Consider the following 21,966-nt stretch of genomic DNA (forward strand, 5'->3'; position numbering starts at 1 on the left):
TTAACATGAAAAAAAGTCTAGATTTTAATAAGAAAGCTTTTGCACATTATATGGCTCTTTATCCTGTAAATGAAATAAGAGTCCACGTAATTGGTCTTGTCCTTTTGGGGACAGATGTGTTTGTTCTTTTGCCTGCTTTTGCGAATCCTTTTCGATTACTCTATGTATATATAGTAACTCCTCCAGTTATTTTTTTAAATTTGTGGGCGATATGGATTGCTATCAATCCTCGGAAACGACAGTTACAATACACTCTATTTCGAGGAGTATATGGCGCCATATGTTCAGTCGGATTATTAGTTATAACTCAAAAATATGCTTATGAAGTGTTACAATTACAAACTCCCATCTATTTTATTCTTTCATTTGGTTTGTATAGTTTCGCTTTGTATCATTTTTATAAAAATCATATTGAAAAACTTCAGGAACCAAGAAAAAAATCAAAATCATCGAAAGGAACTGGTGGTGTAAAAGTAGCAGCTATTGCAGCGGGATTGGGGCAGTTAATTGCTAATATAATTCTTAGCATTGCAACACAACAGATGGGGGCAATTGTATTTATGTCTGCATGCACAGTGTTTTCGTTTGCTTTGTTTTATATGATTATAGAACTCCATAAGTATTATTATTTACGTAAGCATATAGAAGATGGAGGGAAAATACGTATAGGCTTTTAAAGAGGATTTGTTGCATTTCAAGTGTATAATTGCATTCTTCTTATGGAAGCCATTTACGAGGCTTATAGCAATAAAAGATGTATAAGTGGAAGATTATATTGTGGTAAAACATCTGAAGGAATGGAAATTAGGTTTGTTCTTATTGATGATAAGATTATAGCTGTTTATCCCGTGTATTAAAGAATGTGAGGTACTCAAAAATGAAAGTAACTAATCAGCCCATAGTTAAAAATGTAAGAAAATATAGAGGTAATTGCTAAGAAGCACTCCCCCTAAGTTTCAGATGAAATTAAATAATTGATTATTTACATTTAAATAATCGACTATTTATGCTTTAATATTTATATGTACATAATTGGGATAATTAGGGATTTATATTTAATATGTTTTAAGGAAGGGGAATGTTTTTTATATGGAAACTCCAGAAAATCAATTTAAACGTGCGCTTAATCCTTGGTTCTCCATTTGGACAAAACCACGTGATACAATGAAAGAAATTTTTATATCCAAACCAAAGAATGTGTTTTTACTCATTTTACTAGGCTCATTCGTACAGACTTTAGATCGAGCATCTTCTAAAAATATGGGGGATTCAATAAGTAGTCCAGTTTCAATAATCTCAATGGTTATATTCGGTACCTTCGTTGCTTTCTTAATTTATTATTTTTTGCTACCAGCGTTATTTAATTGGGTGGCAAAAAAACTTGGTGGACAAGGTACCTTTGAAAAAACACGTTACGCAGTTGCCTATTCTTATATCCCTTACGTTTACTCTCTTATATTAGTTTGGGTGCCTTCATTTTTCTTGTTTGGGATAGAAAACTTTACGAGTGAGACACCGAAAATGGAGAGTAGCATAACTTTAACGATTTTGTTTCTTATTTTTGCCATAATTGATATAGTTATTGGAATTTGGACAATCATTATTTCCTTAAAATGTTTAGGAGAAGCACACCAATTTTCAGCATGGAAAGCATTATTAACAATAATAATATCCTTTATGATTATCATTCTTCCTTTAGTAATAATAGTATTTCTTATAGTAGGGGTTACAACTTTTTAATCATTTATTTGCCTCTTATTTATCCAAATGTTTTCTACGCGCTGTTAGTAATTGTTACAGGGTGAACAACCACATGATTCGGATGTTCCACTTGGCGAAGCGTATGACCTTTATGATCAAATTGATCGCCCGTTACGGCCTGTTTTTCTTATTATCAGTGTTAACAGGAATTTGTGAAGGCAAACTTGAAAATCAAAATATTAAACCATTAAAATCTTAGGGTAGCTAAGTAGATTGTCCTTGTTTGTCCCTTATTTTCCAATTGGAGGCTAATTATTACCAATTGGTTCTGTAGCTCTTATAGAAGAAATTAATCAACCTCTTATGATTTATGGAAGAAAGCAACAACAAGCTGATAATAAATTATGCGATTATGTTTCTTGTCCATATCCTCATGGTAATTTATCAAAAGAATATAATGTGTTTTTTAATCATAATCAAATAATTCATTTATTATTTAAGGGTTTCGAAACAGAGGATGAATTAGAATTAAGAAGTAAATTATCTGAGTTTTGGTGGAAATGGAGAAAATATAATATGGTTTTAGGAATTTCATATTCTGATATTTTTCGTATTATAATTATTGTTTTGTTTTTTTTCATTTTTGGGAGATTGAATACTTGGTATAATAAAAAATATAATGTTCCTAAGGTTTTTCAATGGTTTCCTAGAAGATGGGGAAAAAGAAAAGTTTCAGAGCATTTGTCTCAACTAGATAAAAAGTTAGAAGCTGAAGGTAAAGGTATCTGTGTTACAATCTATGCTATAGATTTGTACATTGTAACTATTCCTTGTACAGTAAAAAAATATAAATCTTAATACATATATGTTTATAAAAAAGACCTTTTATTTTAAAATAAAAGGTCTTTTTTATGATGATTGAAATAGTAATTTTAAGTGAATTAAATTTGAAATGTATCAAGAATATTATCTTTTTCTTCTTTATTAATTCCAATATATTTCAGGGGGATGTGTGGTGTGCTATGGTTAAGAATTTCTTGTAACATAGCAACATCTTTTGTTTGTTTATAGAACCAATAGCCGAAGGTTTTTCGCATGGTGTGAGTACCAATGGATTCTACATTGGCAAAATCTCCGGCTTTTTGCAATTGTCGATAATACGTGTTTTTTCGTCATACAAAAACCCCTACATATAAGTAGAGGTTTTTAAATTATATCTTAATGAATTATGCCTTCTTAGATAAAGTAAATCGAGTTCAGATAAACGAAGATTATAGAATACATCATTTTAACTAGATTTATTATTAACTAAATTGTCCCCACCACCAAGCTCCGCCTCAATCTGCGAAGTCTTTGATGACTCATCCATACGCCAATACGTAATAAAGCTTATCGCAATACATCCAGCTACGTAGAAGTAGAATAGTGATTCCATTCCGATACTCTTTAGCCATAATGCGATGAACTCAGCTGTTCCGCCAAATATCGCAACGGTTAGAGCATATGGTAAGCCTACGCCTAGTGCGCGAATTTCAGTTGGGAAGAGCTCTGCTTTTACAATTGCGTTAATCGATGTGTAACCAGTAACGATAATAAGGCCGACCATCATAAGTAAAAATGCTACCATTGGTTCTGTCGTTTTTTCCATGAAGAAGAAGATCGGTGCTGTTAGTAATGTTCCGAGAATACCGAATGCCATTAATAGTGGGCGACGTCCAATTTTATCGGATAATAGCCCTGCAATTGGCTGAAGTACGACGAAAATAAGTAGTGCGACAAAGTTAATCCAGCTTACAACTTCTTTCGGAAGACCGACTGTGTTTACCATGAATTTTTGTAAATATGTTGTGTACGTATAGAATGCGACAGTGCCTCCTAGTGTTAGGCCGACTACTGTTAATACTGCTTTCGGGTGTTTCATAAGCACGCGAACGGTTCCTGCACTTTCGCGTTTTTGTGATTTTATGTTTGCGAACTGCTCCGACTCATCCATCGTGCGGCGAAGCCATAATACAGCTACTGCGCCCATCGCTCCAATAATGAACGGAATGCGCCAGCCCCAAGCTTTCATATCGGGTTCGCTTAGCAATTGCTGAAGAACAATTTGAACGCCTAACGCAACCATTTGCCCAGCAACGAGCGTTACATATTGGAAACTTGAATAAAAGCCGCGGCGACCACTACTAGCCATTTCAGATAAATATGTGGCAGAAGTTCCGTACTCTCCGCCAAGTGATAATCCTTGTAGTAAACGGGCAAGAACTAAAATAATTGGTGCCATAATACCGATACTTTCGTAACTAGGTGTACAGGCGATAATTAAAGAACCACCGGCCATAACCGTAATCGAAAGTGTTAATGCTGCCCGGCGTCCGTGCCGATCTGCATAGCGTCCCATTAATAAACTTCCGATAGGGCGCATTAAAAACCCAACTGCGAAAATAGCTGCTGTGTTGAGTAACTGACTCGTCGGATCTCCTTTAGGAAAGAACTCTGCTGAGAAGTAAACAGCGAAAGCAGAGTAAACGTACCAATCGTACCATTCAATTAAATTGCCGACAGAACCTTTGAAAATATTGCCGGCGACTCGATTAGATTTTGCTTGAGCCATAATCATTCCTCCTCTTGCTTAGTAATAAAATGATAAATATGAAAGCGCGTTCATTATAGTTGGATTGTACTGTCTGTAGAATAAAATCTCAATATTATGACAATATTATTCTTTTTGTACTTTATGTACATGGAGAGTTTTAATAGTTGCTTCATTATTCGTTTTGTCATAATAATAGAAAAAGGAGATTGATAGTTTTGAATATTTTATCAAAGGATATGAAGTATGAAGAAATCACGCAAAGTGTCATTACAAACTAAAATAGTAAGCTTAATTATCGCGTTAATTTTATTTGTCGTTCTCCTATTAGCGGGAATATTTGTTTACATTCAGTCCGTTGATACGAAGCGCCAAGTGGAGCAGTTAGCCCTGCAAACTGCGAAGTCGCTCTCTTTTATGCCAGCTATAAAAGATGCTTTTCAACATAATGAGCATAAAAGTACGATTCAATCTATTGCGGAACAAGTTCGTGAGCAAGCTGGCGCAGATACTGTCATTATAGAAGATCGCTTTGGGGTGACTTATTCCCATTCTAATTCGGAGTTAATTGGCACAAAGAGTAACAATCCATATAACTATGAGGCACTCACTTTTGGTGGCTATTATACGCTTGAAGGAAATGGTGAAAGTGGTCCTGCTTTAATGGCGAAGGCGCCTATTATTGTTCATAACGGAGACTACGATCAAGTCGTGGGTATTGTGACAGTAGAGTTTTCAATAAAAGGTATTGAATCTAACATACTGGGCAGAACGAAAGAAATTATACTCTTTTCCTTAGCTGTATTACTAGCCGGCATTGTTGGCGGCATTCTTTTAGCACGTAGCATTCGGAAAGATACACTCGGTTTAGAGCCGAATGAAATTGCAGCGCTATACCGGGAACGAAGCGCGATATTATTATCTATAAAAGAAGGGATTATCGCCATTGATCAAAATGGTTTTATTACGATGATGAACACATCAGCAGAGGAAATGCTGCATGTACATGATGATTATATGCAACAGCACATTTCAAAAGTTTTACCGGAATTTAATATGGAGAGAGTGCTAGAAAACGATCAAGAAATCGCGTTTCAAGATAAAGTGTTTATTTTAAATAGGACACCGATACTTGAAAATAACAGTACGGTAGGCGTTGTATGTAGTTTTAGAGATAAAACAGAACTGCAAAACCTTGTGAACACAATATCTGAGGTAAGAAAGTATTCAGAGGACTTACGCGCTCAAACACATGAATTTACAAATAAACTTTTCGTCTTATCAGGATTACTTCAGTTAGGACATTACAAAGAAGCGATTGAATTTATCCAGCAAGAATCTAATATTCATCAAAGCCAAAATCATATTTTATTCCATCAAATTCATGATGCAAAAGTACAAGCTATTTTATTAGGAAAAATCGGAACAGCATCTGAGAAGAAAATTGATTTTCATATTGAAGGAGATAGTGCGCTTCATCCGTTACCAGACCATATAAAAGTTTCACACCTTATTACGATCCTTGGAAACATAATCGATAATGCATTTGATGCGGTGAGTGAACGAGAGGAAAAGAGTGTTTCCTTTTTCGTTACGGATATTGGACACGACATTGTGTTTGAAGTGATAGATAGTGGAGCAGGGATACCGGCAGAAAAAATTACGACCATTTTTCAAAAAGGGTTTTCAACGAAAGGAAATGATCGTGGTTACGGACTACCAAACGTGAAAGAAATGGTAGATGTACTAGGGGGAACAATTGAAATTCAAAACGAGAAAAATGGGGGAGCGATTTTTACAATTTATCTTCCGAAAACATTGAGAGAAAGTACATGACAAACAGGGGGATGGGCATATGTTGAAGGTTGCAATTGCAGAAGATGATTTCCGCGTCGCACAAATTCAGGAAGAGTTTTTATTAAAAATAAAGGACGTAAAAGTGATTGGAAAAGCATTGAATGCGAAAGAAACGATGGAACTACTACAAAGGGAAGAAATCGATTTGCTTCTATTAGATAATTATTTACCAGACGGAATTGGCACAGACTTATTACCGAAAATTCATGCAGACTTTCCAAACGTTGACGTCATTATGGTTACTGCGGCAAATGAAAACCATATGCTAGAAAAGGCAATTCGAAACGGCGTAAGTAACTACCTTATAAAACCGGTCACGTTAGAAAAATTCGTTCGCACAATTGAAGACTATAAAAGAAAGAAGCAATTATTACATAGTAACAATGAAGTGAATCAAGCACTCATCGATAACTTCTTCGGCATTTCGCAAACACAAGATATAAAAAACTTACCGACAGGTGTGGATCCGTTAACACTACAAAAAGTGAAGGGGATTATAAAAGGGTTCGAAGAGGGCATTACAATAGAAGAAATGGGAGAACAAATGGGTGCCTCCAGAACAACCGCAAGAAGATATTTAGAATACTTAGTAGCGACCGGCGAATGCACAGTAGAGTACACATACGGTATTATCGGACGACCAGAACGAAAGTACCGAATAGGACGAGGACTATGAAAAAACGATTATTACTATGTATATGGATCATGACAGGAGTAATAGCTGGTTGTTCCTCGGAAAAATCCCATACGAATACAGTGAACATCGACAAAGTAGAAATCGTTGCGCCGAACGTTCAAGGAGCAGGATGGGACTTAACAGCGCGGGCGATGCAAAAAACGCTCACAGAAGAAAAAATCTTCACAAAACCAATCACAGTCACAAATAAAGTAGGTGGCAGCGGTGATGTCGGATGGAAATATACGAAACAAAAAGGTGGTCACGTACTGGCGATTAACTCAAGCTTACTCATAACGAACAACCTACTAGGCCACAGTAAACTAACATATAAAGACTTCACACCACTCGCAACACTCGCATCGGACTGGGAAGTTGTTGTCGTATCAAAAGAATCAAACATAGAAAACGCAAATCAACTAATGGAACAACTAAAACAAGACAAGAAAAACTTCAAAATCGGCGTTGCCCCCGGCCTAGGAAACGACGATCACCTATCCTTCGTACAAGTAAGCAAAGCCTTCGGCATAAACCCAGCCGAACTACAATTCTTCGTCTACGAAAACAAAGAAAAAATCATAAACGCCCTAACGAACAAACAAATCAGCGCCGCAACCATGACCCTATCCGAAGCCGAAAAACAATACAAATCCGGCAAAATAAAAATACTAGCCGTATCCGCACCAAAACGCTTAGACCGACTACCAGAAATCCCAACCTGGAAAGAACAAGGAATCAACGTCATCTTCCAGCACTGGAAAGGAATTATGGGCCCGAAAGATATGACGGAGGAAGAGGTTGCTTATTGGGATGGTGTGATTAAGAGGATGGTGGAGAGTGATAGTTGGAAGGGGATTTTGAGGGAGCGGGGTTGGAATTCTTATTATAAGGATAGTGGGGAGAGTAGGATGTTGTTGGAGCAATGTGATTTTAGGTATGAGGAAATGTTGAAAAAAGAGGCGTAAGAGGGAAGTATTCAATCAGGCTTTATTTTTGTAGTTACTTCTATATAATATAAAAGAGATGAGAGTGTTAGGCTAATTGCATTAAAAGGGCTAGATAGGGATAGATAAAATCTAGCTTACTGATTAAAAATATATTAGTCGTTTAAAGATATAAAAGGCATTTTTCAGTCTATAAAGTGTGGAAACATAAAGTATAGAGTTTCTGTGAGATTTAAGGAGGATATAATGAAGAAAAATATTTATGTTGTTGGAGCAGTAATTGTTCAAGATGAGAAAATTTTATGTGCACAAAGAGGACCATCTAAATCGCTACCTCTTATGTGGGAATTTCCAGGTGGGAAAATAGAAGAGGGAGAAACACCTCAAGAGGCGTTAAAGCGTGAAATTGATGAAGAAATGCATTGTAGCGTGCAGATTGGTGAGCAAATTGATTATACAGCCTATGAGTATGATTTTGGTATTGTTCATTTGAAAACTTTCTATTGTAAACTTGTTGAAGGAAGTCCAGTTCTAACTGAGCACGTAGCAATTAAATGGTTATATCCGAATGAACTAGCAGCTTTAGAATGGGCACCTGCGGATATCCCAACTATTGAGAAATTATCAAAAGAATCGATTGTAAAGTAATTTGATTAAAAACTATTCGTTTTATGCGGATAGTTTTTTTATTGTAATAAATTTGCACTTTAAATCAGTGAGTAATACAATTAGTATAAAAATTTGTCATAAATGGTGATCATATGGAGAATTTCATTCAAAAGTTAGAAGGGTCTTTATATAAAGGATTTATTAATCAAAAACATAATCATCCTGGAATATATAAGCCTAAATTATTAGTAAACAATACGAAGAAAAATGAAAATGTTTTAAGCTCATTGTTGGAAGAGCTTGAAAATAGTACAGCCTTTATTTTCTCAGTAGCTTTTATTACGGAAAGTGGGCTGGCGACTTTAAAATCGCATTTCCTTGATCTTAAACAAAAAGGAGTTAAAGGACGTATATTAACATCTACATTCTTAAATTTTAATACACCAAAAGTGTTTAGAGAATTAATGAAACTTGAAAATGTAGAAGTAAGATTAACAAACTTATCTGGTTTTCATTCAAAGGGATACATATTTGATAATCAAACACATTGTTCATTAATAGTTGGTAGTTCAAATCTGACTGCACATGCTTTGAAGGTAAACTATGAATGGAACGTCAAGTTAACATCGCATGAAGATGGAGAGATTGTTCAACATTTTAAAAATCAATTTGAAGAAGTCTGGGAGCATTCTCAAGTATTAACTGAAGAGTTGATTGCAAATTACGAAACAATATATGAACAAGTTGCAGAAACTAAGTTGCTAGATCGAGTTATAGAATTACCGGGTCAATATCATAATGCAATTGAAGAAGCGTTGAAAATTACGCCAAATAAAATGCAACAAGCTGCATTAAAAGAAATACAAGCTATTCGAGAAGCTGGAGAAGAAAAAGGCTTAGTTATTTCCGCAACAGGAACGGGTAAGACATATCTTTCAGCATTTGATGTCAGAAATTTTGCGCCTAAACGGATGTTATTTATTGTTCATCGAGAGCAAATATTAAATAAAGCGAAATCAGATTTTCAAAAAGTTCTTGGTGGAGCCGATGAGGATTTTGGGATTTTATCAGGATCAAATAAGCAAGTACATGCTAAATATTTATTTGCGACGATCCAAACTATTTCAAAAGAGGACACTTTACACCAATTTGAACCTGAGCTATTCGATTATATTTTAATAGATGAAGTTCATAAAGCTGGTGCTAGTTCTTATCATAGGGTTATTGATTATTTTAAACCGAAATTTTTAATGGGAATGACTGCTACGCCTGAACGTACAGACAATTTTAATATTTATGAGCTATTTGATTACAATATTGCTTATGAAATTCGATTGCAAGAAGCACTTGAAGAAGATATGCTTTGTCCTTTTCATTATTTTGGAGTAACTGATTTTGAATATAATGGTGAAAAGATAGATGACACTACTGCTTTATCTAAACTTGTTACGGAAGAGCGAGTGGATCATGTAGTTGAAAAAGTAAAATACTATGGTTATTCTGGTGAGAAAGTAACAGGATTAATGTTTTGCAGCCGAAAAGATGAGGCAGAAAAATTATCATATGCCTTAAATAATAGAGGTTTTCGCACATTTGCATTAACCGGCGATCATTCCCAAGAGGAAAGAGAACTGCGGGTGAATCAATTAGAAAATGGCATACTGGATTATATTTTAACAGTAGATATTTTTAATGAAGGAATTGATATTCCAAGTGTTAATCAAGTTGTCATGTTAAGACAAACTCAATCAAGTATTATCTTTATACAGCAACTGGGGCGTGGACTTCGAAAACACGATTCGAAAGATTTTGTTACGATTATTGATTTTATTGGAAACTATAAAAATAACTATTTAATTCCGATTGCCCTTTCAGGAGATAGATCACAAAATAAAGATAATATACGTAGATATACAAATGACACGAGTTATATTAAAGGTATTTCAACAGTTAACTTTGAAGAGATAGCGAAAAAGCAGATCTTTAGAGCGATTAATAATAGCAATTTAACAGCTATGAAAGTATTGAAGGAAGCTTTTGCTGAGTTGAAAAATAGAATAGGAAGAACTCCATATCTATATGACTTTATAGTAAACCACTCTATTGATCCAGTTGTACTTGCAGAAGGATATGCGAACTATCATCAGTTCTTATTGAAAATGAAAGAAGATGTCCCTGCATTAACAGAGTACGAAAATAAAGTTTTAACGATGTTTTCATTGGAAGTATTGAATGGAAAACGTAAAAACGAAATCGTTTTGTTAGACTTATTATTAAAGCAAGAAAAAGTTGATAAGGATGAGTATATAAAACAACTTGAAGAATCTAATTGCTTAACAGATGATGCTACGATTACTTCTGTGCAGCGGGTTTTTGAGTTATCGTTTTTCACACAGAATAACCAGAAAAAATATGGTGAAAAGCCAATTCTCGCGTTACAAGAAGATAATAAGTACATGTTTAATGATCTAATCCGAGAAAGTTTAGAACAGAATGAATACTTCAAGTACATGGTAATGGACATCATTAAAAGTGCGAAAGAAAAGAACAAAAACTATGAGTGTGATAGTAACCTTACTATATATAAAAAATACTCAAGAAAAGATGCATGTAAACTTTTAAATTGGCACATTGATGAGACTTCAACTATGTATGGCTATAAAACCAAATACGGTACTTGCCCAATATTTGTCACATATCATAAAAACGATGAGGTAGAATCGAGTGTGAATTATGGTGATGAATTCCTTAATCAAGATGTTCTTAAATGGTATACAAGAAGTAATAGAACATTAAAATCAAAGGAAGTTCAAACAATTATTGATGCTAAACAAAATAATATTGATGTCCATATTTTTGTGAAAAAAGATGATGACGAGGGAAGCGACTTTTACTATTTAGGAAAAGCGAAACCTGATAAAGCAAGTGTAGAACAAACTGAAATGCAAGATAAAAATGGAAAAGAATTGCCGGTCGTTACGATGAATATGATTATGGAGAAATCAATTGATAATAAGATCTATGATTATATAAAGGAAGGTAATGTTTTGTAGGTATATTAATTTTTTAATATCTTTATGTTTCTAAAATTATTAAGCGAATATAGATGGGGCTGTATCAAAATGACATCGGAGTATGCTTTTGATATGGTCTTTTTTATTGGAATTTAATATGTTTTTTATTAGATTTGTGGATTCATTTAATTGGTTTAAGCAGAATGTGGAGAGGGGTCTTTCTAATCGAAGTAACCGATAACTAACCCCTCCTAAGCCCCTTACAAGCCCCTACCAAGTAATAAATCACTAAGAAAAAACACAACAAAAACAAAAACAAAAACAACAACAAACACCGTAGTAGTAGTAGTCAAAAAAAATTTAAAATAACACGCCAAAAACCCGGCCAGTCCCCCATATATATTATGAAGGGGCTTTTACTTTTGAACGGAGACGGGAGGAACTTTGATGGCGGTGTATCGTACTGTACAGGTGAATTTTTGGCAGGATGATTTTGTTTTGGATTTGACGCCGGAGGAGCGGTATTTTTATGTGTATTTGTTAACTTGTTCGAAGACGACGCAGTGCGGAATTTTTCCTTTTCCGAAGCGGTTAGCTGAGATGGAGACGGGTTATAATCGGGAGACTGTTGATAAGCTTGTGCAGCGCTTCATTGATTATGGGAAGATTCTGTATGATGCGGATACACGGGAGTTATTCGTTTTGAATTGGCTTCGTTATAACCCTGTGACGAATACGAATGTGGAGAAGTGTGTGCTTCGTGAGCTGAAGGGTGTGAAGAATAAGGAGTTTGTACATATGTTTCTTCAGAAGTGCGCTGAGGAGGAGCTGAATGTTCCGATGCTTTTAGCGCATTTCGGTATGCCGAGTGATTTGGCTGTGGATGATGTTGAGCCAGTTTGTGAGGAGACAGAGGCGGAAGAAGAGGTTATAGAGGAAGAAACGGGAAGTCGTGTGTTTTCTTTTTATGAGCAACATTTCGGTAGTTTGTCTCCTTTTGCGGTGGAGGAACTGAGTGCGTGGATGGATGATTTGTCGGAGGAGCTTGTGCTGAAGGCTCTTCAAATTGCGTTTGAGAATAATAAGCGGACGATTGCTTATGTGAAGGGGATTCTGCGTGGGTGGCACGGGAAAGGGTTTACGAAAGTTTCTGAGGTTGAGGCGGATACGGCGAGCTTTAGGAAGAAGGAGTCGTCTGTTAGTACGGGGGAGACGGAGGAGTTTTTGGCGAGGTGTGAGGAGTGGGAGAAGAATGCGCCGTCTGAAGAAGAGTTGCAGCGCTTTTTAGCGGAGCGCGGGTGGCGGCCATGAGTATTCAAAATGTGGAGGCGGAGAAGACGGTGTTAGGTTCTCTATTAATTGATGGAGAGCTTATTAAGGAGTGCCGTTTGACGGAGCAGTATTTTTCTATACCAGTACATAAGTCTATATTTCAGTTAATGCGAAAAATGGAAGGAGAGGGGCAACCGATTGATCTTGTGACGTTCATTTCTCGGGTAGATCCGAAGTTTTTAGAGGGGATCGGGGGAATGGAGTATTTTATAGGGCTAATGGATGGTGTGCCTACAACTGCCAACTTCTCTTATTATGAGGGGCTTGTTCGAGGTGCGTGGAAAATGTATCAGGCTGGTGTTCTCGGGCACAAGATGGGAGAGCGTCTTATTGCGGAGAAGAGTGAGAAAGTTATCGGTGAGACGATTACGGCACTTTGTGAGTTAGAGGAGAAAGATTCTGTATGTGAGTTTGATTTGAAAGATGCGTTAGTTGGTTTATATGAGGAGCTTCATCAAGATGTGAAAGAGATTACTGGTATTGAGACTGGTTATACATCGTTAAATAAAATGACGTGCGGATTGCAGGAAGGTGACTTTGTCGTCCTTGGTGCGCGTCCTTCTATGGGGAAGACTGCGTTTGCGCTAAATGTTGGATTGCATGCGGCGAAGTCTGGAGTGGCGGTTGGATTGTTTTCGTTAGAGATGAGTAGTAAGCAATTGTTAAAAAGGATGGCTTCTTGCATAGGTGAAGTGTCAGGAGGTAGGCTGAAAAATCCGAAGCATCGTTTTGCGATGGAAGATTGGGAGAAGGTAAGTAAAGCGTTTGCGGAGATTGGTGAGTTGCCATTTGAGATTTACGACAATGCAGGCGTTACAGTGCAAGATATTTGGATGCAAACTCGTAAGTTAAAGAGGAAGCACGGTGATAAAAAGATTTTAATTATTGTAGATTACTTGCAGCTTATTACGGGCGATCCGAAGCATAAGGGCAATCGATTTCAAGAAATTAGTGAGATTTCTCGTAAGCTTAAGTTATTAGCACGTGAATTAAATGTTTGTGTAGTAGCGTTATCACAGTTATCTCGTTCTGTAGAGTCACGACAAGATAAGCGTCCGCTATTATCTGATTTAAGAGAGACCGGACAAATTGAGCAAGATGCGGATGTCATTATGCTTATGTATCGCGAGGATTATTACGATAAGGAAACGATGCAGAAAGAGATGACGGAGATTCATGTGGCAAAGCATCGGAATGGACCTGTGGGGAGTTTTAAGCTGAGATTTTTGAAAGAGTTTGGGCGGTTTGTGGAGGGGAAATAGTGAAAAGGCTGGAGCATCACTTTGCAAATAAAATAAAGCATAAGTGTTCTATTTCAGTCACTTATGCTTTATTTTTTGATTCTTTCAATATGCTTCTTATTTCCCCATAAAGAAAGACTTTCTCTCTGCAGTAATCCATTGCTGCAAGTCGTCTTGGCTACGTCGGACAAGTCGATTTACTAAAACATCATGCCATACATAATCTTCTAGTAAGTATATATGAACGGGATCATCTGTATAAAAAGCAATATTACGCTCTTCAATTGATGGTCCGTAAATCATCTCTTTAGAATCTATCGATAAAATAAACCAATGTTCTGTAGACAGAGTTTCTGTATAAGGTGTGATACGATGAGCTTCTAGATTTTTAATTGGATTTTCAACATGCAGGGTAATACCTTGTATTGTAACTTTATCAGCTACTTCAGATAGATCTTCTTTTAACGCTTCATACATCTCATCCCACATTGAAATGACAATACGTCGTTCTGCTTTTTTTATTAATGCCTGACAATAGCTAATGATTGCTTGATTGTCTTTTAAAGTAATTACTCGATTATCCGTTTTTTCCTCGGAAGTTTCTAGTTTTTTTAATGAATCACTTATTCCTTCATAAGTAGACTGCCATTCTGATTGAGCTTTCTGTAAAAAGATTTCAACAGGTAGAGGTGAATAGCGAGTGGTGTCATTTATTTCTTCCTTCATGACAATTCCTTTTTCTACAAGGTTACCTAAAATCTCATAAATTCGCGCTCTTGGGACCCCTGAATCCTTACTCACTTGGTAGGCTGTGACAGGCCCCTGTTTCACAAGAGATACATAAGATTTAGCTTCATATTCATTAAAACCAATTTTTTTAAGCTGTTGTACTATGTAGTCCACTTTTTCGTCCTCCGATGTTTGCTTTTATATTTCAACGTTACAATAACTCTTTACATTTAGCAAATTGGTAGTTACTATTACAATAGTGACTAAAGGGGAGGCTACTAGTATGGATTTGTATTTAGACCCATCTATATTAATTATTTTGATTGTTTTTGGATTTGTAGCTGCATTTATTGATTCAGTTGTAGGCGGTGGTGGACTCATTGCTTTACCAGCTTTATTATTTACAGGACTGAATCCAGCAAGTGCAGTAGCTACGAATAAACTAGCGTCGACAATGGGAAGTGCAACTAGTAATATTGTGTTTTACCGTTCTGGTAATCTTGATTTGAAATCGGCGTTTAAATTAGTTCCGCTCACTTTCATAGGTTCCATAATAGGGGCATGGACTGTTCATTTAATGAATCCAGAAGTACTGAAGCCATTGATGTTAATTATGCTTGGTGCGGTCGCTATTTATACGATATTCAAAAAGGATTGGGGTAGTATTTCTACTCATAAGAAATTGTCTGGTCGACACGTCATTATTTTTACTTTCATTGTTTTTGCTATTGGTTTTTATGATGGATTTCTAGGTCCTGGAACAGGTTCGTTTTTAATGTTCGCACTTTTATTTATTGGGTATGATTTTTTAAAAGCCGCAGGTAATGCGAAGTTTCTTAATTTAGGAAGTAATGTTGGTGCATTGTTGATGTTTATGTATGTAGGGCAAGTAAACTATGCGTATGGTTTTATAATGGGGATTGCTCAAATTGCTGGAGGAGTCGTTGGCTCCAAATTTGCTATAAAAAAAGGAAGTGGGTATGTTCGTGCCCTTTTCATTACAGTGACTTGTTTATTGTTAGCGAAAAATCTGTATGACTATATTCAGTAAGTGATTTTGAACATCTTTTCTTCAAGGGACGTAGAAAAAGGTCAAATACTACAATTGAAAAATGTTGCGGAATAATTTATTCAACAAACCATCGCAACAGTGATTAACTATGTAAGCTACATAGAATATAAGAAGGTATCGGGAAAAATGCTCATGAATAAAGAGGCTGTTTTATAATCCGGTTTCATCCGTTTATAAAACAGCCTCTATATATCTAAAAATCCGAACATTGACTAAAGATTACGTACAATCTCCAATCCTTTTCTTGTTAAATGAATCCCCGCTCTACCTCTTTTTATTTCCACATAACCTTTCATTTTCAGGAAGTTCAACCGATGTCTTACCTGTGCCTCAGTTAAATTCATTTCGACTTCTTGGCTCTTTTCAGAAATAATTCTTCTCCCGATTGCTTTTCCTTTGTCTTCATAATTCATGATGAGGGTAAGGATGAAAAGTGATTCTTGATCAAGAGCGTTTGGACTTGTAGAAAAGGGTGTTATACTCTCGGCTTGATCGCCATTTGTTTTCTGATGTGGAGGCTTTTGGAAATAATGTTGATTAGGTAAATCATTTTTTGTTATTTGGTTTCCGGTACGGACAGCAAGCATATAGTCTATCGTATTTTTAAGTTCTCTTACATTTCCGTACCATGGATATCCTTGCAGTTCTTCAATTAGTTCTTGTTCAATTTTGACTTTAGGGTCCGATAGCGCAACAAAATGTTTAGCTAATAATTCAATGTCATTTCGGCGTGCCCTTAATTCTGGAAGGTGTATAAAGAGTACTTTAAGCCGATGGTATAAGTCTTCTCTAAACATATTTTCTTGAATCATTTTTAGCAGATCTTTATTGGTTGCTGCAATAATCCTTACGTCTATCGGGATAATTTGGCTTCCTCCAACGCGCATAATCTCTTTTTCCTGCAATACTCGAAGTAGTCGTGCTTGGAGTTTCAGGCTAATATCTCCAATCTCATCTAAAAAAATAGTGCCGCCATTTGCTTGTTCAAATAATCCCATTTTCCCGCCCTTTTTTGCTCCGGTAAACGCTCCGTCTTCATAACCAAATAATTCACTCTCGACTAAATCGTCCGATAAAGCACTAAAGTTAACAGCAAGAAAAGGGCCGCTATTTCGCTGGGAAGCGTTATGAATAGCACTTGCAAACAACTCTTTTCCGGTACCACTTTCACCCTCAATTAATACAGTTAAATCCGTCTTAGCTAATCTTTTTGCAATTTGTTTCGTGTCTTGGATCGGAGAGCTAATCCCAACGATGTTATGAAAATTGTATTTTGCTACATAACCTTTTTTGACAAATTCTTTTCTCAATTTCCGTTCAAATCCGATGGTCTTAAGGGCATTTCTAAAAGTAACAATAATTGATTGATCATTTATATGTAGACGTTCCACTATTACATCCAAGCCGTTTACAACAAATATCCCGCTTTCTTGTTGCTTATTCGAAAGGATGAAGTTTACTAAATCAATATTATCAATAATGGCATCAATCGGATGACCAATAGCGTTTTTGCTTTTTATTTTCAGCATGCTTTCCAGGAATTCATTAAAGACGACAATTCTTCCTTCATAATCAATAGCTAGTATGCCATCACCAACACCATCAATAACTTGATGAAGTTGTCGATGAGCTTTAGCTAAACTCTTTGTTAAATCTACTATTTTTCGATAGTATCTCTCAGAAACGTGGTTACCTGATTCCTCCATTAAATGAAATCGATCTAGAATGGACATGATTGTAGTAATATCTATTAATCTATGACCAATATTAATTACTTTTTCTACGAAGTCAGGGATAATTTCAAGTTCGCCAGGTGTGATTGCGAGCTTGATCATTTGTATATTCGTTTTTCCAGGATAGTATGGAAAATATTCAATGTGGTTCAGCCCCAATTGACGCATCGTTTCAATGGATTCGTATACTGTTTCATGATTATCATTCACATATAGGGCTTGTGTTCCTTCTGGTAAAAATAAAAGCTGGTCCACGTTTTCATAATTTAATGTTCGTTTTGCTATTATTACTTCGCAGTTTTCCCCAATAAAGTCTTTCACCGTTTCTATCGTAAATGTATTCGGTAATACAATTAATGTAGAATGAAATACTTTTGGAATACTTTCTTCTACAGAAAAACTTTCGATATCTATGAGATCACCTACCATCTCTGTTAGTTGTTGATGTAGGGCTTTTCGTGTTTCTTTTAAAACGGTGATCAATACAATGTGGTTAGTTTCAAATTTGTTCATAGAGCACCTCTTTAGTTGAATGGAATTGGTCTAAAGTTGGTTATTAATTGGTTATTATGAAACCAATTAATAACCAATTATAATACATTTCAACACAGTAAACATCGATAAAGTGACAAAATATTTAAATATGTGTAAATAATCGTTTAAATTTTAATGTTGGCACGATATTTGCTTATATCAATGGTGTGTAAAGAAATAGGGAAATGAGTAGAGTCATAATTTACATATTTAATTCTTTACCACTTGCTAGAAAAGGGAGGTTAAGAGTATACAATTTCAACAGAGAAAGACAACGAAACCATTTAAATTATGAGGTGAGAGAAAATGAAACCACTAATTGGTGTTACTGGGTATTATGTTGATCATAGTGAAATAGGGAAGGAGGGCTTGCGAGGGCTACCAGGTCAAGATATGGCTCTCTTTTCTTATGACTACATCCGCTCCCTTCAAAGGGCAGGTGCAACGGTTGTTCTACTTCCAATTGAGGAAGTGGATCAAATTGAGTCCACACTTAATCAATTAGATGGATTGTTATTGGCTGGTGGCGCGGACATCAATCCAATTTATTACGGTGATACTCCAAAATCATATATAGGCACTGTAGAGGAAGAACGAGATAATTTTGAATTAAATCTGGCAAAGCAGGCTTTAGAAAAAGATATTCCTATTCTAGGAATTTGCCGAGGATTACAGGTGTTAAATGTTGCAGCTGGTGGATCTCTTTATCAAGACTTAGAGCACGAGATGGGGCCAGAATATTTCCATGTTCGAGAACAGTTCCGTAAATGGCAAGGCTCTCATTCTGTAGATCTTCTGGAAGAGGGAAAAATTTATGAGGCTATTGGCCAAAAATCTTTAATGGTTAATTCTTTTCACCATCAAGCAGTGAAAACATTAGGGAAAGATTTTGAGGTGAGTGCATGGTCCTTTGATGGTGTAATAGAGGCTATTGAATCGAAGGCTCATCGTTATGTAGCAGCGGTTCAATGGCATCCAGAAATGATGTCGGAAAAGGATGCTCTACAGCAGCGTTTATTTAACCAATTTGTAAATGAAATTAGTAAAAAGGTAGTTAAATCATAGCGTGTTATAAGTAAAAGAATTGATGGATAGCTTAGTACGTCATGGTAGTGGGGCAACCAGACTGTCGGCTGCTTGTAAAAGTAATAATCATTGGGGGGAAGAACACCCCCCCAATGATTAAAGTTTCACTTTATCCCGCTTTAACGGGCAGTAAGACCCCCCTCAAAATTCAGCGGAAGCAAAGAGAAGTTAGATGGGGGATCAACTGCCCGTAAAAGCCCGATTGGTTCAACTAATAATCATTGGGGGAAGAACATCACCAATGATTAAAGTTTCACTTTATTGCAAAGGGGATTGGTATATGAGTCAAGTATCAGAGAAGGCAGTTTCATTCGAGCCAGAAGAAAAAAAGGAAAAAAAAGAATGGAAAATAAACGTATTTGCAATGTTACTTGTCTTGTTAATTATTGCGGCTGTTATTACACATATATTGCCGGCCGGAAAATATGAACAGATTGAAAAAAATGGGTATACAACAGTAGATCCAAATTCATTTAAATGGATTGAATCAACGCCACTTGGATTTTTTGATACGGTAAAATCTATTCCTACAGGGATGGTAGAAGCTGCTAATATTATCTTTTTTATTCTTATTATTGGAGGGTTTTTTGGTGTATTAAAGGCATCCGGTACAGTTGAGGCTCTTGTTTCAACGATGGCAAAAAAACTTGCTAACCGTGAAAAGTTAATGATTCCTATTATCATGCTGTTCTTTGCGCTTGGCGGGTCATTAATGGGAATGGCGGAGGAAGCTTTAGTGTATGTACCTCTATTTATTCCGCTAGCTCTTGCGGTTGGATTTGATACGATAACAGGAACTGCGATGGTACTAGTAGGAGCGTCTGTTGGATTTACAACGGCAATTATGAATCCGTTTACAGTTGGGCTTGCGCAAGGGATAGTGGGTCTTCCTATGTATTCGGGGATGGGGTTCCGCCTCGTTTTATTCGTAGTCATATATGTAATTGCTGTTACATTCGTTTATCGTCATGCGATGAAAGTAAAGAGGGATCCTGCAAGTGGAATTTACGGAAAATTCGATACAAACAAGCAAGACAGCCTACTAACAGCGAAAGTAGAGTTAACAAAAAGACATAAATGGATATTAACGGCCTTTTTAATCAACTATATTATTCTTGTATTCGGTGTTATTAAGTACGAGTGGTATATAAAAGAAATTGCAGCCTTATTTATTATTTTAACTATAATCATTGCAATTCTCGGCAAGATATCTCTTGATGATACTGTAGAATCTTTTACACAAGGATCGGCATCTTTAATCGGGGGAGCTTTAATCATTGGTGTATCACGCGCTATTTTAGTCGTATTGAATCAAGGGCATATTATAGACCCATTACTTTATCAAGTATCGGAAGAAATGAAACATGTTTCTCCTTTTTTAAGTGTTGTTGGAATGTACAACTTCCAAGTAGCGATTCATTTTATTTTAGCATCAGGTAGTGGCCATGCGATGTTGACAATGCCTATCATGGCGCCACTTGCAGATTTATTGGACATTACACGCCAAACAGCAGTATTATCCTTTTCATTCGCCGATGGTATTGGAAATATTATTTTTCCGACAGGTGGTACGCTAATGGCTGGATTAGCAATTGCAGGAATTTCATGGACAAGGTGGGCAAGGTGGATTCTTCCTTTAATTCTAATTGAATACTCAATCGGTTTAATAGCAGTTATAATTGCTCATCTTATTGGTTATGGTCCGTCTTAATAAAAGGTGAATATGCTTTCAGTTATAGAAAGTTCGGATTTGAAGAAGATCGCTAAATAATGGTGATAGAAAAGCCCGGTTTAGAAGGGCTTTTTTTCTATGTAAAATTTCATTTGTTTGGTTTACATAATATCTTTACAATCATTTGATAAAATATATGTAACTGCATATTGTGAGGGTGGGTGGTTATCCCTTCTTTCTATTTGGAAGGAAGGGATAATATGGAGTTTTTGTTTGACCTTGTAAAAGAATTTGTAAAAGCGACTGTACGTGAAGTTTCAGCGTGTTTTTTGCGGAAGCAACTTCTGGGTAAGGACAACAAAAAACCCACTCCGCGCCGTAGGAAGCAAAAGGGTGGGTTTCGTAAAAAATAGTAACGTGTAATAACCACCACCCTATACGGTAGCAGTTAAGGAAGAGATGTTAGCGCATCTCTTCTTTTTATTATATGCCAATTTATTCGCTGTCACACTTATATAGTATTCTACCGAAAATATATCATACTCCTATTTTGTGGTCAATTTGATTGCATGATTGAACAGGTGTAGTCTTATTCTTTTTCAAACTGAAAAATATCCCTGTTAATAAGTTGGTGGAGATACCTATCCATTTCAGCAGCAGAAACTTTTCTTTCATTTTTAAACCACCATGCGCTTAATGAGGTGATTGCCCCTGAATAAAATTCAATGATTAGATTATTTGGCATCGTATGATTTTTGCGCAGTTGATGTAATGCTTCTATTTCTTGTTTTCTCGTTTCGTGACTTAAATACTGTGTCCGGTTAATAAATTGTTCATCAGACATTTGCGTTTCTAATATTTTACCGATTTCTTCATGGTGTAGAAATTGTTCCATTACTTGAAATGGTTTACTTAATCGATCTGAAACGGGTATTTCAGCAATCATCTTGCTGTATCGTTTAAATCCAAATGCTAATAAAGCATCTTTATCTTCAAAGTGTTTATAAAAGGTTGTTCGGTGTACCATCGCGCGGTCACATATTTGGTTAATTGTGATCGTACTATATTTCTGTTTTGATTGTGTCATTAATTCAAATAAGGAATCCCATAGTAATTTATGTGTACGTCTAATACGTAAATCAATTTGTTTTTCATTATCGTTCATCTACAATTCTC

17 protein-coding genes and 2 pseudogenes are annotated in these 21,966 nt (G+C 36.0%); 14 read left to right on the forward strand and 5 right to left on the reverse strand.

Annotated features, from left to right (window positions below; all coding sequences use genetic code 11):
* The first annotated feature begins 5 nt into the window (after positions 1-5).
* The 4 genes and pseudogenes from ACTFRY_RS22600 to ACTFRY_RS22615 all read left to right on the forward strand — a co-directional run bounded on the left by ACTFRY_RS22600 (position 6) and on the right by ACTFRY_RS22615 (position 2,559).
* On the forward strand, positions 6-677 hold the full coding sequence (locus ACTFRY_RS22600) for a hypothetical protein (RefSeq protein WP_086424025.1): 672 nt from the start codon (positions 6-8) through the stop codon (positions 675-677).
* A 412-nt stretch (positions 678-1,089) separates the two neighbouring features.
* A complete protein-coding gene (locus tag ACTFRY_RS22605; protein WP_000449724.1) occupies positions 1,090-1,740 on the forward strand; it encodes a Yip1 family protein in 651 nt (216 codons plus the stop codon).
* A 324-nt stretch (positions 1,741-2,064) separates the two neighbouring features.
* Positions 2,065-2,253: pseudogene (locus tag ACTFRY_RS22610) on the forward strand (DUF4176 domain-containing protein); the annotation flags it as partial.
* 24 nt (positions 2,254-2,277) lie between these two features.
* Entirely contained in the window at positions 2,278-2,559 is a 282-nt protein-coding gene (locus ACTFRY_RS22615; protein WP_213018050.1) for a hypothetical protein, read from the forward strand.
* Positions 2,560-2,642: 83 nt separating this feature from the next.
* On the opposite strand, the pseudogene ACTFRY_RS22620 reads toward ACTFRY_RS22615, so the two are convergent.
* Positions 2,643-2,858 (reverse strand): annotated as a pseudogene (locus tag ACTFRY_RS22620) (tyrosine-type recombinase/integrase); the annotation flags it as partial.
* Between the two features lie 131 nt (positions 2,859-2,989).
* Positions 2,990-4,312 (reverse strand): MFS transporter, encoded by a 1,323-nt coding sequence (locus tag ACTFRY_RS22625; RefSeq protein ID WP_098616943.1) that lies wholly within the window; start codon positions 4,310-4,312, stop codon positions 2,990-2,992.
* Positions 4,313-4,537: 225 nt separating this feature from the next.
* Here ACTFRY_RS22625 and ACTFRY_RS22630 point away from each other — a divergent pair, with 225 nt between their 5' ends.
* From ACTFRY_RS22630 to dnaB, 7 genes are all read left to right on the forward strand, one after another.
* Positions 4,538-6,127 (forward strand): ATP-binding protein, encoded by a 1,590-nt coding sequence (locus ACTFRY_RS22630; RefSeq protein ID WP_086424028.1) that lies wholly within the window; start codon positions 4,538-4,540, stop codon positions 6,125-6,127.
* 19 nt (positions 6,128-6,146) lie between these two features.
* On the forward strand, positions 6,147-6,824 hold the full coding sequence (locus ACTFRY_RS22635; RefSeq protein ID WP_000921522.1) for a response regulator: 678 nt from the start codon (positions 6,147-6,149) through the stop codon (positions 6,822-6,824).
* The gene (locus tag ACTFRY_RS22640; protein WP_086424029.1) at positions 6,821-7,789 is read left to right on the forward strand and encodes a tripartite tricarboxylate transporter substrate binding protein; all 969 of its coding nucleotides are present in this window, start codon (positions 6,821-6,823) and stop codon (positions 7,787-7,789) included. Before ACTFRY_RS22635 ends, ACTFRY_RS22640 begins: the two co-directional genes overlap by 4 nt.
* Before the next feature lie 225 nt (positions 7,790-8,014).
* Positions 8,015-8,416 (forward strand): (deoxy)nucleoside triphosphate pyrophosphohydrolase, encoded by a 402-nt coding sequence (locus ACTFRY_RS22645; RefSeq protein WP_000739608.1) that lies wholly within the window; start codon positions 8,015-8,017, stop codon positions 8,414-8,416.
* 113 nt (positions 8,417-8,529) lie between these two features.
* A complete protein-coding gene (locus ACTFRY_RS22650; protein WP_086424030.1) occupies positions 8,530-11,430 on the forward strand; it encodes a DUF3427 domain-containing protein in 2,901 nt (966 codons plus the stop codon).
* Positions 11,431-11,838: 408 nt separating this feature from the next.
* Entirely contained in the window at positions 11,839-12,702 is an 864-nt protein-coding gene (locus ACTFRY_RS22655; protein WP_086424031.1) for a DnaD domain-containing protein, read from the forward strand.
* Positions 12,699-13,985, forward strand: coding sequence for a replicative DNA helicase (dnaB, locus tag ACTFRY_RS22660; protein ID WP_136986316.1), 1,287 nt, complete (start codon positions 12,699-12,701; stop codon positions 13,983-13,985). Before ACTFRY_RS22655 ends, dnaB begins: the two co-directional genes overlap by 4 nt.
* 96 nt (positions 13,986-14,081) lie before the next feature.
* On the opposite strand, the gene ACTFRY_RS22665 is transcribed toward dnaB, so the two are convergent.
* Entirely contained in the window at positions 14,082-14,867 is a 786-nt protein-coding gene (locus ACTFRY_RS22665; protein ID WP_086424033.1) for a TrmB family transcriptional regulator, read from the reverse strand.
* 109 nt (positions 14,868-14,976) lie between these two features.
* Here ACTFRY_RS22665 and ACTFRY_RS22670 point away from each other — a divergent pair, with 109 nt between their 5' ends.
* Positions 14,977-15,744, forward strand: a complete 768-nt coding sequence (locus tag ACTFRY_RS22670; RefSeq protein WP_086424034.1) for a TSUP family transporter — start codon at positions 14,977-14,979, stop codon at positions 15,742-15,744.
* Positions 15,745-15,977: 233 nt separating this feature from the next.
* Here the strand turns inward: ACTFRY_RS22670 and ACTFRY_RS22675 are convergent, their stop codons facing one another.
* Complete coding sequence (locus tag ACTFRY_RS22675; RefSeq protein ID WP_098616942.1) at positions 15,978-18,011, reverse strand: sigma 54-interacting transcriptional regulator; 2,034 nt, start codon at positions 18,009-18,011, stop codon at positions 15,978-15,980.
* Between the two features lie 327 nt (positions 18,012-18,338).
* Between ACTFRY_RS22675 and ACTFRY_RS22680 the strand changes: the two genes are divergently transcribed.
* Both ACTFRY_RS22680 and ACTFRY_RS22685 read left to right on the forward strand, forming a co-directional pair.
* Entirely contained in the window at positions 18,339-19,097 is a 759-nt protein-coding gene (locus tag ACTFRY_RS22680; RefSeq protein ID WP_086424036.1) for a gamma-glutamyl-gamma-aminobutyrate hydrolase family protein, read from the forward strand.
* Positions 19,098-19,398: 301 nt separating this feature from the next.
* Positions 19,399-20,829 carry a YfcC family protein gene (locus ACTFRY_RS22685; protein ID WP_098616941.1) on the forward strand — a complete coding sequence of 477 codons (1,431 nt, stop codon included), beginning with the start codon at positions 19,399-19,401 and terminating at the stop codon, positions 20,827-20,829.
* Between the two features lie 550 nt (positions 20,830-21,379).
* On the opposite strand, the gene ACTFRY_RS22690 is transcribed toward ACTFRY_RS22685, so the two are convergent.
* Positions 21,380-21,955 (reverse strand): TetR/AcrR family transcriptional regulator, encoded by a 576-nt coding sequence (locus tag ACTFRY_RS22690; RefSeq protein WP_086424038.1) that lies wholly within the window; start codon positions 21,953-21,955, stop codon positions 21,380-21,382.
* Positions 21,956-21,966 lie beyond the last annotated feature (11 nt).

Origin of the sequence: Bacillus cereus group sp. MYBK195-1, from assembly GCF_051916605.1 — a bacterium.
GTDB lineage: Bacteria > Bacillota > Bacilli > Bacillales > Bacillaceae_G > Bacillus_A > Bacillus_A cereus.

What these genes read in the sequence shown, in the direction of transcription:
- ACTFRY_RS22640 (WP_086424029.1), top strand. Translation starts at nt 6,821, where the DNA reads ATGAAAAAACGATTATTACTATGTATATGGATCATGACAGGAGTAATA.
- ACTFRY_RS22605 (WP_000449724.1), top strand. Translation starts at nt 1,090, where the DNA reads ATGGAAACTCCAGAAAATCAATTTAAACGTGCGCTTAATCCTTGGTTC.
- ACTFRY_RS22615 (WP_213018050.1), top strand. Translation starts at nt 2,278, where the DNA reads ATGGTTTTAGGAATTTCATATTCTGATATTTTTCGTATTATAATTATT.
- ACTFRY_RS22645 (WP_000739608.1), top strand. Translation starts at nt 8,015, where the DNA reads ATGAAGAAAAATATTTATGTTGTTGGAGCAGTAATTGTTCAAGATGAG.
- ACTFRY_RS22600 (WP_086424025.1), top strand. Translation starts at nt 6, where the DNA reads ATGAAAAAAAGTCTAGATTTTAATAAGAAAGCTTTTGCACATTATATG.
- ACTFRY_RS22675 (WP_098616942.1), bottom strand. Translation starts at nt 18,011, where the DNA reads ATGAACAAATTTGAAACTAACCACATTGTATTGATCACCGTTTTAAAA.
- ACTFRY_RS22625 (WP_098616943.1), bottom strand. Translation starts at nt 4,312, where the DNA reads ATGGCTCAAGCAAAATCTAATCGAGTCGCCGGCAATATTTTCAAAGGT.
- ACTFRY_RS22670 (WP_086424034.1), top strand. Translation starts at nt 14,977, where the DNA reads ATGGATTTGTATTTAGACCCATCTATATTAATTATTTTGATTGTTTTT.
- ACTFRY_RS22690 (WP_086424038.1), bottom strand. Translation starts at nt 21,955, where the DNA reads ATGAACGATAATGAAAAACAAATTGATTTACGTATTAGACGTACACAT.
- ACTFRY_RS22680 (WP_086424036.1), top strand. Translation starts at nt 18,339, where the DNA reads ATGAAACCACTAATTGGTGTTACTGGGTATTATGTTGATCATAGTGAA.
- ACTFRY_RS22635 (WP_000921522.1), top strand. Translation starts at nt 6,147, where the DNA reads ATGTTGAAGGTTGCAATTGCAGAAGATGATTTCCGCGTCGCACAAATT.
- ACTFRY_RS22655 (WP_086424031.1), top strand. Translation starts at nt 11,839, where the DNA reads ATGGCGGTGTATCGTACTGTACAGGTGAATTTTTGGCAGGATGATTTT.
- dnaB (WP_136986316.1), top strand. Translation starts at nt 12,699, where the DNA reads ATGAGTATTCAAAATGTGGAGGCGGAGAAGACGGTGTTAGGTTCTCTA.
- ACTFRY_RS22650 (WP_086424030.1), top strand. Translation starts at nt 8,530, where the DNA reads ATGGAGAATTTCATTCAAAAGTTAGAAGGGTCTTTATATAAAGGATTT.
- ACTFRY_RS22630 (WP_086424028.1), top strand. Translation starts at nt 4,538, where the DNA reads ATGAAGAAATCACGCAAAGTGTCATTACAAACTAAAATAGTAAGCTTA.
- ACTFRY_RS22685 (WP_098616941.1), top strand. Translation starts at nt 19,399, where the DNA reads ATGAGTCAAGTATCAGAGAAGGCAGTTTCATTCGAGCCAGAAGAAAAA.